The following is a 13187-nucleotide window of genomic DNA, read 5'->3' as shown; positions in this document are numbered from 1 at the left end:
GGGCGCATAGCTCAGTTGGTAGAGCAGCTGACTCTTAATCAGCGGGTCCTAGGTTCGAACCCTAGTGCGCCCACCAAATAACCCCCACAGAATAAACGTTTTTCCGCAAGGCGCCCCCGGGGCGCCTTTGTCGTTTCCGGGCCTTGGGCGGGGTTTGGGCGGGGACGCGCTACACCGGTGGGGCGGCCGCCCGAGGTTCAGACGCTCGGATGAATTCCCCCGTCCGGCCCCGGCATTCCCTCGCTCGTGTGAAATCAGAAGGGGCCCCGGTTCGCGCCGGGGACCCCTCTCATGCCGCGGCAAGCCCCCCGGCCGGGGCGCGGCCGCCGTGCACGGGAACCGCGCGGCCAGGGTCTCTCAAGCCGAGCGATTCGTAACCGCTTGGGCCCGTCAGGTCACCGTGTCCGGGGATGGCGCGGAGCGCCGTAGACCCACATGCCGCCCTCGTATGTGCCGATGGTGAAGAGCACCCGCTCGGCGGTCCAAGCCTGCGCGCCGAATGTCTCCATGTCGAGGTCGTCACGGTCCCCCGGCTCGCCCCCCTCCGGGTTCACCCAGTCCTCCGACGAGAGCTCGATGATGGAGAGCCGGCGCCGGGCCTCATCCTCCGAGACCGTCCGATCCCCGATCTGCCACGCCGCGATGTGGGCGCCGTCGGCGCGCGAGAGGAAGAAGTCGTACATCGAGGTCTTCATGCGTTGCGGCCCCTACGGCTTCGCGACTGGGCCGCCCGGAACGATGCGCCCCGAGATCTGGCGGCGGTAGCGCCATGCCAGGTAGGCGGCGACCTGGCACTGACGCGGGGTGAACGGGCGGCCGCTGTCGAGCCGGCGCGCCAGCTCGCGGGCTAGCTTCTTGTCCGTGCTGCCCACCGAGTAGGTCACCGCGCCTGGCGACAGGGCGGCCGCCCTCGTGCTCGCGAGGTCCTGCATCTCCCGCCAGATCCGCCGCAGGCGCTCGCGCTTGTCACGGTCGCGCTCGGCCATCACCTCCTCGCAGGAGAGGTCGAGGGAGGCGCACATGCGGGCCATGGTGGCGCGGATGCACTCCTCGTAGGTCATCTCAGCCATGGAAGGACCCCACGGCGGGAAGGTCGGCGTCGCGGGTGCGGGCCGGCGGATCCAATGGGATGACGTAGGCGGTCGGGTTGCCCTCGGCGTCGAACTGCATCCCGGACGCCGGCGGCGTGGCGGCCTCGCCGGCTGGCAGCGCGACGAGTTCGAGCGGCTCGAAGCTGGGCAGCCCCGGGATCCTCGGGCGGATGTCGCCGTCGATGAACGGGTCGTAGGGACGGGCACGGCGGGCGGCGAGCGCCCGGCAGCGGATGGGATGCGCCTTCTTCATGCCCATCAGGCTACCCTCGGCGCGGGCCGGGAACAGGGGTCCTGCCGCCGGTTGCGGTAACCATGTTGACGGCGGTGAGGGGTCTGGATGAACTCGTAAATGAGTTATCCGGGGGCCTAGGGCGCCCGACCCTAGCTATATGAGTTGCCCGGCGGCCGACGTCGGCGACCGCGTTAACCATGCGATTCCGAGAGTGGCCTCTATACGCGACATCCGGACCGCCCCATCCCCGCGATGTCGCGTATACGAACCATTCGGCCTCCGGCGTCGGCGACCGTGTTAACCATGGCCGCCTCCTCGTGGTGGTCCACTACTTTACGCTCTGGACGGTCTGATGGACATCGAGGAGATCCTGCTCTGCCCCGTCCCCGAGGATCCCCGGATCCCAGGGACACCGGTCGGCCGCGTGGGGTCGGTCGGCCTGGCGAAGCTCACCCGCCGCGTCCCCACGATGGGCGCGGTCCTCTCGTACGAGGGCAGGCAGGCCTATGTCGACGGCCGGCCGGTCGAGCATGCCGTGCTCGCCGAGGCACTGTTGCGGGCGGTCGTGGCGGCGGCGAATAGGCTGTGGGGCGACCTGTGGGTCGCGCCCCTCGTCGCCGTGACGCGGCTCGGGCAGCGCACGGCCCAGCGCGACCGGATCATCAAGTTCGGTCTGCCCACGCCCGTCTTGAAGCTGCTCGGGTCCGCCGCGTACGTCGACCACCCCCGCGCCGTCGGGTACCAGTTGCTCGCCGTCGCAACGGTATGGGACGAGATGGGCAGCGACGATGAGGAGCACCACCGGTCCGGCGTGCTCTCGCACAGCGACCGCGAGGACCTCGACCGCCGGCTCCATGGCGTCCTGCGCGCGGCCCAGGGCCTCGTCGAGGAGATCCGCGAGGAGACCGACCTGGCTCGACGTATCCGCCTCGGGCTAGAGACAAAATCTTAACGAGTCGCGCGGTATCCAAGGGGGCCTGTCACGTGCGGCCTAAGCCGGCGAGCAGGACCTCATAGCACGCCCGCGGTGATACACGGGGCGTCTCCGGAAAGGGATCCGATGACCGACGAGATCCGGCGCGCTCAGCGCGCCCGGGCGCAGCGCGACGCGTCCACGCCCCCCGACACCGTCACCTTCCCCGCCACCCTCCGCCAGCTCCTAGACGGCTGGCCCCTGTACTGGAATCACCCCGGGGCCGACCTCCTGGCGTGGTCGCGCTCGCTCCGGCGGGACGGGCTCCCCCGCGGCCTGCGCGACGCCCTGGCCGCGCTCGACGAGGGCACCGTCACCGCGCCCCTCGCCGCCGCGCTGGCAGAGGCGTTCGCCGAGGCCGCCGCCGACACCCGGCTCACGAAGGCGGTGCGCGAGGACTGCCGGGAGCATGCCTCGCGCTGCCGGCTGAGTGCCGCGTGGCTCGGTGACTATGACTGCGCCGTGCGGGCAATGCACGAGGCCGACGTCTCGCTGGGCGGCTCGTTCGACGACTGCGAGCGATGGGCTCTGATGCTTACGCGCACCGAGCTCTCGTACGTGGCGCATCAGAACCTGCTCGGCACGCACGATCCCCAGCAGCCCGTCCACCGCGCCGTCCTGCGCGAGCGAGCGGGCCAGGAGCTCCTCGCCGAGGCCGAGGTCACGCGGTTCTGGGCGGCGCTAGACCGGGGCGAGAGCCGCTCCGCCCTCCGGGGCGCGGTCCGGAGGGGCCCGGTCCGCGACGACACGGGCGCGGACCCGCGCGACCCCGATTTCGACCCCCTCGACCTGGGAGAGGCCGAGGCGGCGCCCCCGGCCGGCGTCCGGGTGGCGGGGCCGTTGACGCACCTCGCGGACACGCGGGCGGGCCCGCGGGCGGAGTTCCGTGACGTCGCCGACCGTGTCCTGCCCGTCACGCCGGCGCCGGACCCGCAGGCCGTCCACGCCGCCCTACTGCGGCGCGTGCCGTGGGCACCGGCCCTCGCCGACGCCGTCGCCGGCGATCTCGTCGGGGCGCCCTACGCCCGCGTCCGGCCGCTGCTGCTCGTCGGGCCGCCCGGCTCCGGGAAGACGTCCGCCGCGCTCGCGCTCGGCGAGATCCTGGGCCTGCCGTCGACGCTCTATGGCGCGGGCGGAGTGGCGGACGGGATGTTCGGCGGCACGTCCCGGGCCTACCACACGGGCCGCGCGAGCGTCCCGCTGCAGGCCATCCGGCGGGTGGGGCGCGCCAACGTGCTCGTGGTGATTGACGAGGGGGACAAGGCGGCGACGGGGGACCACAACGGAAGCCTCGTTTCGACGCTGCTGCCGTACCTCGAATCGACCTCAGCGCGCCGGCTATACGACGTCTACCTGGAGTGCGAGGTCGACCTGTCGCCCGTCTCGTACGTCATCACGGCGAACGAGCTCGCGCGCGTCGCCGGCCCGCTCCGGGACCGCTGCCGCATCATCCACGTGCCGCGTCCCGGCCGGGAGCACCTCGCTGCCCTCGCGCCTCAGATAGCGGAGGCGCTCTGCCGCGAGCGGGGCATGCACCCGTCCGAGGCCGTCCTCGACGCGGCCGAGATGGAGAGCCTGCGGGCATTTTGGCGCGGCGGTTCTCTCCGGGAGCTCACGGCATGCGTCGCGGTCTGCCTCGACAGCCGCGCCCATGGTCCGCGGCATTGACGGGAGGACAGGACATGCACGCTCCCGTCCTCGACTACCTGCTGTCGACCCTCCGCGCCCACCGTGCCGCGGGTACCGTCCACCCCGAGGCGGCGCAGGGCATGGAGGCCTACATGCTCCACGTCATCCGCCTCGCGGACCAGCGCGCCATCACCGGGCCCGAGGCCCTGGTGGCGGCGAACAAGGCCTTCAACGGGGCCCTCGGCCTCCCGCACCTGCAGGAGGCGCGCCGTGAGCCCCGGTGATCCCGTCGCCGCGGCGGCCGCGCGGATCAAGGCGGCGTGGGAGAGCGGGCGCATCTGCCCGCTCTCCGGCAGGGGGCTCCGCGCCCGCGTCCTGCGCGCCGGCAGGCTCGTCCGGGCCGGCATGCTGTCCCCGGCCGAGGCGGCCGCCGTCGCCGCGGAGGCGGAGAACGTGGCGATGGCGTTCGCGCCCCTGCCCGTGCCGCCCCTCGATGACTGACGTCTACCGCAACCTCCGGCGCGCGGGCGGCTGCTGGTCGGTGCGCGAGGGCGGCCGCGTCGTCGCGCACGTCCCCGAGATCGCGCTGCGGGACGTGCGGCTGGTGGTGCAGCCCGGCGGCCGGGCGGCGTGCCTGCGCACCGGCGTCCGGTCGGTCCATGCGGTCGCGCGAGGCAGCCGCACCGATTTCGCCGGCGTCCCCGAGGGCGCCGTCGAGGTCGGCTACAGCCCCTGGCACGCCGAGGTTTTCACGGTGCGCCCAGGGTTTCATCAAGTATTGGCCTGTAGACTGATCGTATTCACAAGCAACGGAACGGCCTGGGCGCTCCTCTAGCGCCGGCCGGAGGATTCCCGCCATGACCGCGCGCCTATGGGTCCTCTCGGACCTGCATCTCGACGTCTGCCCACTCGATCTCGACCCGCCGCCGCACGACGTCGCGGTCATCGCCGGGGACGTGTCCGAGAAGCTCTGCGACCGCGTCCTGCCGTGGCTGCGGGATCGTTTCCCGGGGCCCGTCGTCTACGTGCCCGGCAACCACGATTTCTGGCGCTGCACGTACCAGCGCGAGGTCGCCGAGGCGCGCGAACTGGCGGCCGCCGCCGGGATCCACCTGCTCGTCGAGGGCGAGACGGTCGTGCTCGCTGGGGTCCGGTTCGTCGGCGCGACCCTCTGGACGGATTGGGACCTGCGACCCGAGGAGCGGGCCCGCGCAACGTCTGAGGGGGCGGTTCGGGCAGGCGGGATGCGCGACGTCCGGCGGATCAAGTGGCGGCGCGGGCCGCGGGACTACAGCGCGTTCCTGCCGCGCGTCTCCGGGAGCCTGCATCGCGAGCAGCGCCGCCGCATCGAGACCGCGCTGGCGGAGCCGTACGCGGGTCCGACCGTCGTCGTCACGCACCACGCCCCGCACGAGCGGAGCCTGCGCGGCGGCGGCTGGCGGACGCCTCTCGACGCGGCCTACGCCTCCGACCTGAGCGCCATCCTGGAGGGATCGCACGCGCCGGCGCTCTGGATCCACGGCCACATCCACGAGTGCCGTGACTACGTCGTCGGCGGCACGCGGATCGTCGCGAACCCCCGCGGCTACGTCACCGAGAGCGCGGGATCCCGCCACCGGGCGCCCTCGCAGGAGATCGAGAACCCGGGCTGGGATCCGGCCCTCGTGGTGGAGATCTGAGCATGCGCGCCATCAGTCTCGTGGTCGCCCTCGTGGCGGCCGCTCCGGCAAGCGCCGGCGTCATGGATCAGGCCCTGTGGTCCGCTGGGACGGTCGAGCGCCGCGGCCCCCTCAACGTGACGACGGGGCTGGATTTTAAGCGAGCGGCGCCGGGCGAGTGGCGCGTGCGGGTACGGTGCGAGATCCGTGACACCCGGACGGGGCGGTGGTCGGCGCGCACGGCGCGAGGCGTCGCGGTGCTGTCCATGGGGATGGTGATGGTCGACGTCGGGCGCCTCGGCCGTCTGGTTCTGTTCCCGAACGGCGAGCTCGCCGCCAACACGAAGGCATGCGCCTCGGGGACCGCCGACCTCGGGACGGGCGACTAAGCGATCGTTTCGTTTCCGGGGGCGGGACGGCAGAACTAAGCGCTCGCTTAGTCCGACCTCATCCCCACTTGTGCTCGCTCAGGCCGCGCCCGGTCAGGAACATCAAGAAATCTTTCCCCAACGGTGTAAGCGCGGCCCGAGTATCATCGTCGACGGGCTGGCGTTCAACGGCCACAAGCCCACGCGTGAGCAAGTAATCGCCCCACGCCTCGAAGGTCTCAGGCTTGAATATATCAGGATTGTTGCGCACGGCGGTGAGGGCATAGATCTCTTTGGCCTGCGCGACTGTTATGGGCCCTCGGACGTTCAACTCTTTCAAGGCCGTTATCTGACTCCCGAATATTAACCTATAAGTCTGCTCGTGATCGCGCTCGACCTGCGCCGCCACCGCGATCCGGACGGCCCATGCCATCTGAACGTCCACACCGCCGGGCACGACGGTCTCGATGCGGTGGCGCAACTCGGCCTCCAGCGGTCCGTAGACGGGGCTGGGGGGCGGGAGCTCCGGGAGTCTCTCGCCGGGCTCCGGTGATGGAACGGGCAGCTTCTCGGCCTCGGGGGCGTGCCGCTGCGCCTCGATCTGGGCGGCCGCCTCGCCGCCGGTCAGGTCAGCGGAGCCTCCCGGGAACGTGAGGGCTCGCAGGTCGCCGAGTTTCTTCCTGACCTCGGGGCGGAAAAGCCCTGCGAAGGCGAGGAGGCCGGCAACGATGACGAGGGCGAGTTGGGCGTTCGGATCCATGGTTAATGAGCCTGGGACGGCCTCGCCCAAACGCAAGCGGCCCGGGAGAGTTATCCCCGGGCCGCTGCGTAGCTAACTGGTGTTCGGTTCTCTTTACTGACGCGGGTAGCCGAGGCGGAGCTCACCCTGGATCCTGGCGCGCTCGGCCTCGCGCTCCTCCACGCGGAGGTGGGCGGCCCAGCGGTGCCAGAGCCACACACCGCCAAAAAACAACATGATTTCAATGGGGGTGATCCCCCACTCAGTGCCGCATGCAACCGGCAACCGCCGGCCGTGCTGCGGTGCCGCGAGGGATTGCCCAAGATTTTTTCGAGGCTCCTGGATGCCCGTCAGGGGGTCAGGATCGCATCGCCGGTCCTTCCCCTACCGGCCGGTGCGCGCGGCATGGCGTGGCGGCGACCCACGCGGCCTGGCGGGGCGTGTTTGAGGGTCTCGCGCGGGAAGGTTTCGGGGCGTTAACCTCGGACCCTCGGGACCGAACCGCCACGCTTGTGAAAGGACGCGACGCGACCCACACTGTGCAGGTTCGCGGGTGTGGTGCCCTGCGACGCCCAGCAGAGCCCGATGCCACTCCCCCCTCGCCAGCCCTACGCCGTCCCGCCGGCCCCGTCCGTCCTCATGGACCGGCCCGACGTCGAGACGCTGCTGTGCGAGCAGGAGGAGCGCACCGCCCTCCAGGCCAAGCTCGCCCACCTCCGCACCCTCCACGCCCCCCACGCCCGCGGCAACGCCACGGTCATCGTCGACAGCAAGTTCGCCGAGGGCGTTCATCTCCGCACGCGCGAGCTCGTCAAGGACCCGGCCGCGCACGCCGCCTCCCACATCTCTCTCCAGCGCCACTACGAGAGCCGCGGCGCCCACGCCCTCGCGCGCGTGAATGCCTTGATGTGGGCGGACTGCGAGATCTCCTCGGGCTCGCCCTTCCACGGGATGCCGCCCCATGAGATCGCCGGCATCCTGCTCGCCCGCATGGATGCCGCCGGGATCCCGCGGCCCTCCTACATCCTGTTCTCGGGCCGCGGCCTGTGGTGCGTGTGGCTGTCCCGCCGCCCCCTCAAGGCCCGCGTCCAGGCCCGCGTGCGCCGCCTCATCTGCTGCCTGTGGGGCGAGGCCGTCCAGACCGGCGCTGCCAACATCGAGCGCGTGAAGGCCAAGGCCGCCGCCAACGCCGCCATCTGGGCCGGCATGGACCTCGACTGGTCCGTCGGCGACATGGCCCGCGTCCACCGCGTCGCCGGCAGCACGAACGAGAAGAGCGGCGAGCGCGTCCGCCTCCTGTGGCCCGAGAGCTGGGAGGACGTGCAGCGCCACGACCTCGACACGCTCGCGGACGCTGTGTTCCCGTTCACCCGCGCCGAGACCACGCTGTACCGCGAGGAGCGCGACGCGCGCCGGGCCGCCCGCGAGGCGCAGGCCCGGGCCGAGGGCAAGCCGGTCGCGCCGTCGCGCCTGCGCACGCATTCCCGCGGGCTGTGGGGCGCCGTCGAGGCCGAGCTCCTCCGCGTCCTGGCCATCGGTCCCGAGCGTCTCGCCCGGCTGGAGAAGCGCGACCTGCTCTGCTTCCACGTCGCCGTCGCCCGGGCGCGGACCGGCGTTGGGGGCGACGCAGATTCCTGGGCGATGGAGTTCGGCCCCTACGTCGTCGGCAACGGCCTCACGCAGGAGACCCTCCGGTCCTACCTCGGGTCGGTCGCCAAGCGCCTGCGTGCCCACGAGGCCGGCGAGGTGCGGATGCACCAGGGCAGGGCCTACAGCCCGCTCTACACCCCGAAGCTGGACAAGGTCCGGTCCGACCTGAACCTGCCCTCCGACCTGTGCGACGAACTCGGCCTGACCCTGCTCCGCCCCGACGCGCCCGTCCGCACGGCCACCGAGCGGTCCGCGGCCCGGCGCCAGCGCGAGGGGGCCACGGCCCGCGCCGAACACGCCCAGACCCTCGCCGAGGTCGCCAGGCTGGCCCGCGAGATCCAAGGGGCGACGGACCTGCCCCTGACCGAGGTCGCCCGCCTGCTCGACTGCTCGCGCGCGACGGTCTACCGCGCCCTCGATGCCCACCCGGCCGAGGCGGTGGGCGAGCCCGTCCCGTCGGAGGAGACCGTCTCGGAGGGTGTCTCAGAAACGGCACGTAATCTAAAGGGTGGCTACGCCAGCCCGCCCCGCCCCGCCCCGCCCGAGACCCTCGCACCGTCCGCCCCCGCCGCCAAGGCCCCTGAGGCCCGCCCCAGACGCCGCAAGGCCCAGGCCGCGTCACAGCCCCAGACCCCGACCTGGCTGATGCACGGCCCCCTGTCGCGCCTTCTCGCCCTGTACGAACATGCCAGGTCGTGCCGCGCCTCGAACCGCAACGGCGCCTCCTTCGGCCCCATGGGCTGCGAGTGGGAGGACATTGAGTACGCCCAGTACATGCTCAACGAGGAGGTCGGAGAGGGGCGCAAGCTCTTCCCCGGCGGCCTCAAGCCCCTGAACCGGCCCAAGGCACTCGCCCGCCTCGCCAAGGTCGGTATAGACCCCTACCGCTACCTGCCTTGTTCCTCGCCCGAGGCCCGTCTACATTGAGTCCTGGGATCGAGAGATCTCTGCTCGGGTCTACTTTGCACCACACTGTCGACCAGACCTTCGCCCGCCCGGTGACCCCGCGGCGGGCGTTGTCGTTTCAGGGGGCATGGTGCCTTGCCAAGGCCGTAGGCAAGATCCGGGGGCCATGATGCTCTCCCCTGCCATGCCCCATCCCCCCACCGTTTCCGCCCGTGCCCGGCGCGAGGCCGACCGCGACCGCAAGCGCGCCGAGCGAGCCGCCCGCAGGGAGGCAGGCGCGCCCGATCCGCGGGCTCTCGACGCCGCCCTCGTCGACGCCCTCCGGGATGCCCTGCAGGGCACGTCGGGGCATGGCGCGCTCCGCCCCTCCGTGCGGCTCGACGACATCCTCAGGCGCGCCCTGGGGCACCTGCGCGGGCGCACGAACGGGGGCGTCCCGCTGCAGCGCGAGGCCGTGCACCAGGCCCTCTCCAACCGGTTGGCACCGCCTGCCGTCTGAGACCCTGGGAGCCCGCCAGGCAGGCCCGTCCCCCGTCCCGGCCCCTCTCACCCCGTCCCCATCGAGGCCCGCCCAGCCCCCTCCAGGGGCCTTGTCGTGTGAGGCCGTGAGGCAAGGTTCGGGATCCGGATTGTCGGTTGCACGGGGGGCCGCGAGGTTGGCCGGGTGCGGCGACGCATGAGGCTTGATCCCCTCGGGGGCCGGGCAGCCCCGGTCCCCGTCCTGCCCTCCCCGGGGTCCAACAGGCCCGGAAGGGGGGTGGGGGTCACGGGTCCTACCGGGAGGGGCGAGAACTTCAAGTCCCGGCGGCAAAGGTCCCGCGCGGCGCCAGAATTCAAATCGGGGTTCGCACCCCACAGGTTCGCAGGGGCCCATGGCTGTTGATGTAGCCGTTGAGGAACAGCGCCATGACGCGCACGCTACTGGCGCATCCGAAGATCAGCGCCGTGTTGGCCTCGCTGAAGCCCATCTCGGCGATCGGCCTCAGTGCGTTGCGCTCCATCGTGTCCCCCGGTATGGCGAGCGTGAAGGCGTTCAGCACCATCATCGTCGCCATGCACCACTCGAACAGGCGGTAGGTGCTGTAGGGGCCGGCGGAGTGCATCGGCAGGAGCGGGCGGCGAGCGGCGCCGTTCGAACCGGGCATGCGCCCCTCCTGCTTATCCTCGGGCCATCCAATCCGCCTCGCGCAGCTCGTCGGCCGTCACCGTGCCGGCGCCGATCTGCAGGCAGGAGATCTCGCGCGCCCTGAAAGGCGTCCGCCGCCACCTGGCAGAGCATGCCGGCAAGCGCGCCGCCGCGGCCGACGAGGTCCGTGCCGCCGCCGCCCGCCTGGGCCTGCTCAAGGCGCTAGCCACGGCCCGGCTCGTCATCCCCCACGTCGAGCTCGTCGAGATCGTCTCGCAGCTAGACACCCCGCAGGAGGCGTGATGCGCGCCCTCTTGCGTCTCACCGTCGGCACGGCACCGGCGTGTCACGTCACCACCGGCGCCATCGCCACCATCGCGTTCGTCGCCGCTGGGTATGGGGCTCCCCTGTTCGCCGCGGCCCTGGTGACGGGAGCCTGGGGCCTCGCGTTCTGAGGCCACCTTTTCATCACGATGGTCGTGGCCACGCCGCCGACGTCCTGCAGTCAACATCCACGACTTCAACAACCTGTTAGAGGAAGCGGTCTATCGCTTCGCCCAGATCGTCCACGACGGCCGATAGCCTCAGTGATGGCGCTGTAGGTTAGCAACCGATGACCTCAGGGCACAGCATTCTCAATGCGGTTGAAGCTATCAATTTAGGTGAGTTTGATACTCATCCCTTGTGAGCAAGCGCATCTCCGTTCGGCCGCCGGTGTCTAATCATGCGTAAATTTTCAGGTCTGTCCTACGCAATCCAGAGCGGAACCTCGATGACAATCCGTCGCTGATGCTGACTTTCGAAAGTATCATAAGGATATACAGAGCTTGATGCTCAAACCCAGTGCCGAAAAATTTTTAGCCGGCGCGCTTGCTGATTTTGTTTGGCCATTTCCGTGGACTATGCCACTCCTGTTTATGGATCTAAATATTATTTAGGACAAAACCCATCAACGATCTATCGGAGGTCCAGCGTCACATGTACGAACATCTCGGAAATCCCAACCCATTTGCCAACTTAAGGTGCGTGCTTCTATCCGTTAGCGCGCATTGTATGTACAAGTCACTTCGTCATACTACCAGAAATGAACTGCAAATATTATTCAAAAGCATTGGGATGAAGGGGTTTCTTCTCGAATTCGAGCTATCAAGCCTTGCAGATCCGCATGGCACTTCAATTAGCTCTGACTATATTCGCGGCAAGGTTGACGCCTTGATCGAGGACATACGCGCCACTCGGGCCCCCTCAGATCTCGCTGATCGTCTTGAGACGGCAGCGCGGGCGGCCTGGAAATGGCTTAGCCATGCGACATCGGCCCAGCTTTCTGAGGCCCTCGCTAACTCTATTATGCAGGTTAAAGCTGATAATAGCGATTCTGTAGTAAGTAGTGATATGGCAGAATGTGCCTAAAGCACGATCCGAGCGGGTTGAATCGTCTGGGGCGCCGGTTGCGCTGTATCTCGTAGCCGGCTGTCCTCGCCTTTTCGGCCCGGTGTTCCACGGCTCGTGAGCGAGGCTTTCTAGGCGCCCTGATCGGTCCGCACCTTCGGCTGTCGTCTGCGCGCTGAAGCTCGATCTCGATGCGGAAGCCGCGCTCCAACTCGTCGACCGAGATCTCGGGCCATCGGTCGAGGATGGCGTCGACCCACACGTCGGGGCTGTCTTCCTGGCGGATGCCCTCGCCGTTGATGAGCATCTGCGCTACCGCGGCGGAGAGGTCAGCCATCGGCGTCGCCCCTCCATCCCGCCGCTCTCGCGCTCGCAGCGGCCACCGCTGCCTCGGCCGCCTCAGCAAGGCGGACTCGGGCAGCATCGCAGGTGAAGCGGATCGTCTCGTCCTTGAAGCGTGTCTTCGGCAGGAACACGGTCAGCTCCTTGCTGATGCCGTGCCGCTGAAGGCGGGCGCCGCGCACCAGGGTTGGGCCGCAGACGAAATCGAAGCGGGCTATGACGCCGGCCGAGATCGCGCCCGGCTCAAGGTTGAGGTCGATCCGAGTGATGCGCGCCTCGCTAAGCTCTCGCGGGCGACTCACGGCTTCTGCTCCCGCCCTGCGGCCTCGCGATCGGCGAGCCAAGCAGCGACGGCGCCGCGGCGGGCGCAGACGGTCTTTCCGACCTTGAAGGTCGGAAGGCCGTGCGACTCCTTCAGGTGCTCGGCCTGCCGCTGTCGCCAACCAAACGCGGCGGCGATTGCAGGCATACCATAGAGGACATCATCGGGGCTCGGGGGGCGGTCGGTCATTGCTCTCCTCGTGCGTAAAGTCATGCGTAACGGAAGTGCCCGGAAACCGCGGGGAATGACCGTAAGCTGTTGATTTCATTGGACTCGATCGGGCGCGAGCTTCACCCATAGAAAAAGCCGCCCAGAGGCGGCTAAGTCTTTGATGTTAGATGCTATATTTCCGAGACAGTGATAGCACCCCCGGGAAACTGCTTGTGCGTCAGCGTCGAGCCGGCGTCCCGAGATTTCGCGTCCCCGAACAGGTCCCGCAGCACCTTCGTGTCGCGGATCATCGGGGCGAGCCGGGAGCGATGTAGGCTGTTTGGGCGCCGACGCCGGTGATCCAGGCCTGAACCGACTTGGCGACGAACTCTGGTCCGTTGTCCGAGGCGCACACCGCGTGCGGCGGTGTTCACCGCACTTCCACCATTGGCATCTGCCAGCGGAATAGCGGCCCCTCCGGCGGCGCGGACCGAAGCACGGAAGTGGCGCATCCGCCCGAACAAGCCTGAAGCGAACTCCTGACCCAAAGCAGGCCCTCGCCACGTCCGCTTTCGGGCAGTCTGATAAGGGGCACGAGCGCTCGATAGT

The 13187-nt window shown here is 69.6% G+C and carries 19 protein-coding genes, 1 tRNA gene and 1 pseudogene; 13 read left to right on the top strand and 8 right to left on the bottom strand.

All coding sequences use genetic code 11. From position 1 onward, the window contains the following. A tRNA-Lys gene (locus MMB17_RS14550) sits at positions 1-76 on the top strand. A 319-nt stretch (positions 77-395) separates the two neighbouring features. On the opposite strand, the gene MMB17_RS14545 is transcribed toward MMB17_RS14550, so the two are convergent. From MMB17_RS14545 to MMB17_RS14535, 3 genes are read right to left on the bottom strand one after another with little or no spacing between them, the layout of a single operon-like run. Beyond that, positions 396-695, bottom strand: a complete 300-nt coding sequence (locus tag MMB17_RS14545) for a hypothetical protein (protein WP_003601498.1) — start codon at positions 693-695, stop codon at positions 396-398. Between the two features lie 12 nt (positions 696-707). Next, positions 708-1070, bottom strand: coding sequence for a hypothetical protein (locus MMB17_RS14540; protein ID WP_003601496.1), 363 nt, complete (start codon positions 1068-1070; stop codon positions 708-710). After that, the gene (locus MMB17_RS14535; RefSeq protein ID WP_003601495.1) at positions 1063-1350 is read right to left on the bottom strand and encodes a hypothetical protein; all 288 of its coding nucleotides are present in this window, start codon (positions 1348-1350) and stop codon (positions 1063-1065) included. Before MMB17_RS14535 ends, MMB17_RS14540 begins: the two co-directional genes overlap by 8 nt. Positions 1351-1678: 328 nt before the next feature. Here MMB17_RS14535 and MMB17_RS14530 point away from each other — a divergent pair, with 328 nt between their 5' ends. The 7 genes from MMB17_RS14530 to MMB17_RS14500 all read left to right on the top strand — a co-directional run bounded on the left by MMB17_RS14530 (position 1679) and on the right by MMB17_RS14500 (position 5975). Further along, positions 1679-2278: a hypothetical protein gene (locus MMB17_RS14530; RefSeq protein WP_003601494.1), complete on the top strand. Its 600-nt coding sequence runs from the start codon at positions 1679-1681 to the stop codon at positions 2276-2278. 108 nt (positions 2279-2386) lie between these two features. Beyond that, positions 2387-3967, top strand: a complete 1581-nt coding sequence (locus MMB17_RS14525) for an AAA family ATPase (RefSeq protein ID WP_017483164.1) — start codon at positions 2387-2389, stop codon at positions 3965-3967. A 14-nt stretch (positions 3968-3981) separates the two neighbouring features. After that, positions 3982-4212 (top strand): hypothetical protein, encoded by a 231-nt coding sequence (locus MMB17_RS14520; RefSeq protein WP_017483163.1) that lies wholly within the window; start codon positions 3982-3984, stop codon positions 4210-4212. Then, the gene (locus MMB17_RS14515) at positions 4199-4429 is read left to right on the top strand and encodes a hypothetical protein (RefSeq protein WP_017483162.1); all 231 of its coding nucleotides are present in this window, start codon (positions 4199-4201) and stop codon (positions 4427-4429) included. Before MMB17_RS14520 ends, MMB17_RS14515 begins: the two co-directional genes overlap by 14 nt. Further along, entirely contained in the window at positions 4422-4763 is a 342-nt protein-coding gene (locus MMB17_RS14510; protein WP_017483161.1) for a hypothetical protein, read from the top strand. Before MMB17_RS14515 ends, MMB17_RS14510 begins: the two co-directional genes overlap by 8 nt. A 22-nt stretch (positions 4764-4785) precedes the next feature. Next, entirely contained in the window at positions 4786-5607 is an 822-nt protein-coding gene (locus MMB17_RS14505; protein ID WP_017483160.1) for a metallophosphoesterase, read from the top strand. Between the two features lie 2 nt (positions 5608-5609). Next, positions 5610-5975, top strand: a complete 366-nt coding sequence (locus tag MMB17_RS14500) for a hypothetical protein (RefSeq protein WP_017483159.1) — start codon at positions 5610-5612, stop codon at positions 5973-5975. A gap of 58 nt (positions 5976-6033) precedes the next feature. Here the strand turns inward: MMB17_RS14500 and MMB17_RS14495 are convergent, their stop codons facing one another. Beyond that, positions 6034-6714 (bottom strand): hypothetical protein, encoded by a 681-nt coding sequence (locus MMB17_RS14495; RefSeq protein WP_017483158.1) that lies wholly within the window; start codon positions 6712-6714, stop codon positions 6034-6036. Between the two features lie 564 nt (positions 6715-7278). On the opposite strand from MMB17_RS14495, the gene MMB17_RS14490 reads away from it, so the two are divergent. Together MMB17_RS14490 and MMB17_RS14485 are read left to right on the top strand one after the other, a co-directional pair. Continuing rightward, positions 7279-9270 (top strand): nucleotide exchange factor GrpE, encoded by a 1992-nt coding sequence (locus MMB17_RS14490; RefSeq protein WP_198580456.1) that lies wholly within the window; start codon positions 7279-7281, stop codon positions 9268-9270. A gap of 145 nt (positions 9271-9415) precedes the next feature. Beyond that, a complete protein-coding gene (locus MMB17_RS14485) occupies positions 9416-9748 on the top strand; it encodes a hypothetical protein (protein WP_198580455.1) in 333 nt (110 codons plus the stop codon). Positions 9749-10082: 334 nt separating this feature from the next. Here the strand turns inward: MMB17_RS14485 and MMB17_RS14480 are convergent, their stop codons facing one another. Continuing rightward, positions 10083-10394, bottom strand: a complete 312-nt coding sequence (locus MMB17_RS14480; protein WP_238257893.1) for a hypothetical protein — start codon at positions 10392-10394, stop codon at positions 10083-10085. Positions 10395-10456: 62 nt separating this feature from the next. On the opposite strand from MMB17_RS14480, the gene MMB17_RS14475 reads away from it, so the two are divergent. The 3 genes and pseudogenes from MMB17_RS14475 to MMB17_RS14465 all read left to right on the top strand — a co-directional run. After that, the gene (locus MMB17_RS14475; protein WP_198580454.1) at positions 10457-10678 is read left to right on the top strand and encodes a hypothetical protein; all 222 of its coding nucleotides are present in this window, start codon (positions 10457-10459) and stop codon (positions 10676-10678) included. Then, the gene (locus MMB17_RS14470; RefSeq protein ID WP_198580453.1) at positions 10678-10830 is read left to right on the top strand and encodes a hypothetical protein; all 153 of its coding nucleotides are present in this window, start codon (positions 10678-10680) and stop codon (positions 10828-10830) included. Before MMB17_RS14475 ends, MMB17_RS14470 begins: the two co-directional genes overlap by 1 nt. A gap of 28 nt (positions 10831-10858) precedes the next feature. Continuing rightward, positions 10859-10948 (top strand): annotated as a pseudogene (locus MMB17_RS14465) (alpha/beta hydrolase); the annotation flags it as partial. Between the two features lie 781 nt (positions 10949-11729). On the opposite strand, the gene MMB17_RS14460 reads toward MMB17_RS14465, so the two are convergent. From MMB17_RS14460 to MMB17_RS14450, 3 genes are read right to left on the bottom strand one after another with little or no spacing between them, the layout of a single operon-like run. Then, positions 11730-12101, bottom strand: a complete 372-nt coding sequence (locus MMB17_RS14460) for a hypothetical protein (RefSeq protein ID WP_198580452.1) — start codon at positions 12099-12101, stop codon at positions 11730-11732. Further along, positions 12094-12408, bottom strand: coding sequence for a hypothetical protein (locus MMB17_RS14455; RefSeq protein ID WP_017483150.1), 315 nt, complete (start codon positions 12406-12408; stop codon positions 12094-12096). Before MMB17_RS14455 ends, MMB17_RS14460 begins: the two co-directional genes overlap by 8 nt. Next, positions 12405-12617 (bottom strand): hypothetical protein, encoded by a 213-nt coding sequence (locus tag MMB17_RS14450; protein WP_017483149.1) that lies wholly within the window; start codon positions 12615-12617, stop codon positions 12405-12407. Before MMB17_RS14450 ends, MMB17_RS14455 begins: the two co-directional genes overlap by 4 nt. Positions 12618-13187 lie beyond the last annotated feature (570 nt).

The organism is Methylobacterium organophilum (assembly GCF_022533465.1).
Lineage (GTDB): Bacteria > Pseudomonadota > Alphaproteobacteria > Rhizobiales > Beijerinckiaceae > Methylobacterium > Methylobacterium organophilum.
Note: the sequence above shows the minus strand (reverse complement) of the source record. Positions and strands in the feature narration are given on the sequence as shown.

Coding starts and splice junctions, on each gene's coding strand:
- MMB17_RS14545 (WP_003601498.1), bottom strand. CDS start 695: ATGAAGACCTCGATGTACGACTTCTTCCTCTCGCGCGCCGACGGCGCC.
- MMB17_RS14540 (WP_003601496.1), bottom strand. CDS start 1,070: ATGGCTGAGATGACCTACGAGGAGTGCATCCGCGCCACCATGGCCCGC.
- MMB17_RS14535 (WP_003601495.1), bottom strand. CDS start 1,350: ATGGGCATGAAGAAGGCGCATCCCATCCGCTGCCGGGCGCTCGCCGCC.
- MMB17_RS14530 (WP_003601494.1), top strand. CDS start 1,679: ATGGACATCGAGGAGATCCTGCTCTGCCCCGTCCCCGAGGATCCCCGG.
- MMB17_RS14525 (WP_017483164.1), top strand. CDS start 2,387: ATGACCGACGAGATCCGGCGCGCTCAGCGCGCCCGGGCGCAGCGCGAC.
- MMB17_RS14520 (WP_017483163.1), top strand. CDS start 3,982: ATGCACGCTCCCGTCCTCGACTACCTGCTGTCGACCCTCCGCGCCCAC.
- MMB17_RS14510 (WP_017483161.1), top strand. CDS start 4,422: ATGACTGACGTCTACCGCAACCTCCGGCGCGCGGGCGGCTGCTGGTCG.
- MMB17_RS14505 (WP_017483160.1), top strand. CDS start 4,786: ATGACCGCGCGCCTATGGGTCCTCTCGGACCTGCATCTCGACGTCTGC.
- MMB17_RS14500 (WP_017483159.1), top strand. CDS start 5,610: ATGCGCGCCATCAGTCTCGTGGTCGCCCTCGTGGCGGCCGCTCCGGCA.
- MMB17_RS14495 (WP_017483158.1), bottom strand. CDS start 6,714: ATGGATCCGAACGCCCAACTCGCCCTCGTCATCGTTGCCGGCCTCCTC.
- MMB17_RS14490 (WP_198580456.1), top strand. CDS start 7,279: ATGCCACTCCCCCCTCGCCAGCCCTACGCCGTCCCGCCGGCCCCGTCC.
- MMB17_RS14485 (WP_198580455.1), top strand. CDS start 9,416: ATGATGCTCTCCCCTGCCATGCCCCATCCCCCCACCGTTTCCGCCCGT.
- MMB17_RS14480 (WP_238257893.1), bottom strand. CDS start 10,394: ATGCCCGGTTCGAACGGCGCCGCTCGCCGCCCGCTCCTGCCGATGCAC.
- MMB17_RS14470 (WP_198580453.1), top strand. CDS start 10,678: ATGCGCGCCCTCTTGCGTCTCACCGTCGGCACGGCACCGGCGTGTCAC.
- MMB17_RS14460 (WP_198580452.1), bottom strand. CDS start 12,101: ATGGCTGACCTCTCCGCCGCGGTAGCGCAGATGCTCATCAACGGCGAG.
- MMB17_RS14450 (WP_017483149.1), bottom strand. CDS start 12,617: ATGACCGACCGCCCCCCGAGCCCCGATGATGTCCTCTATGGTATGCCT.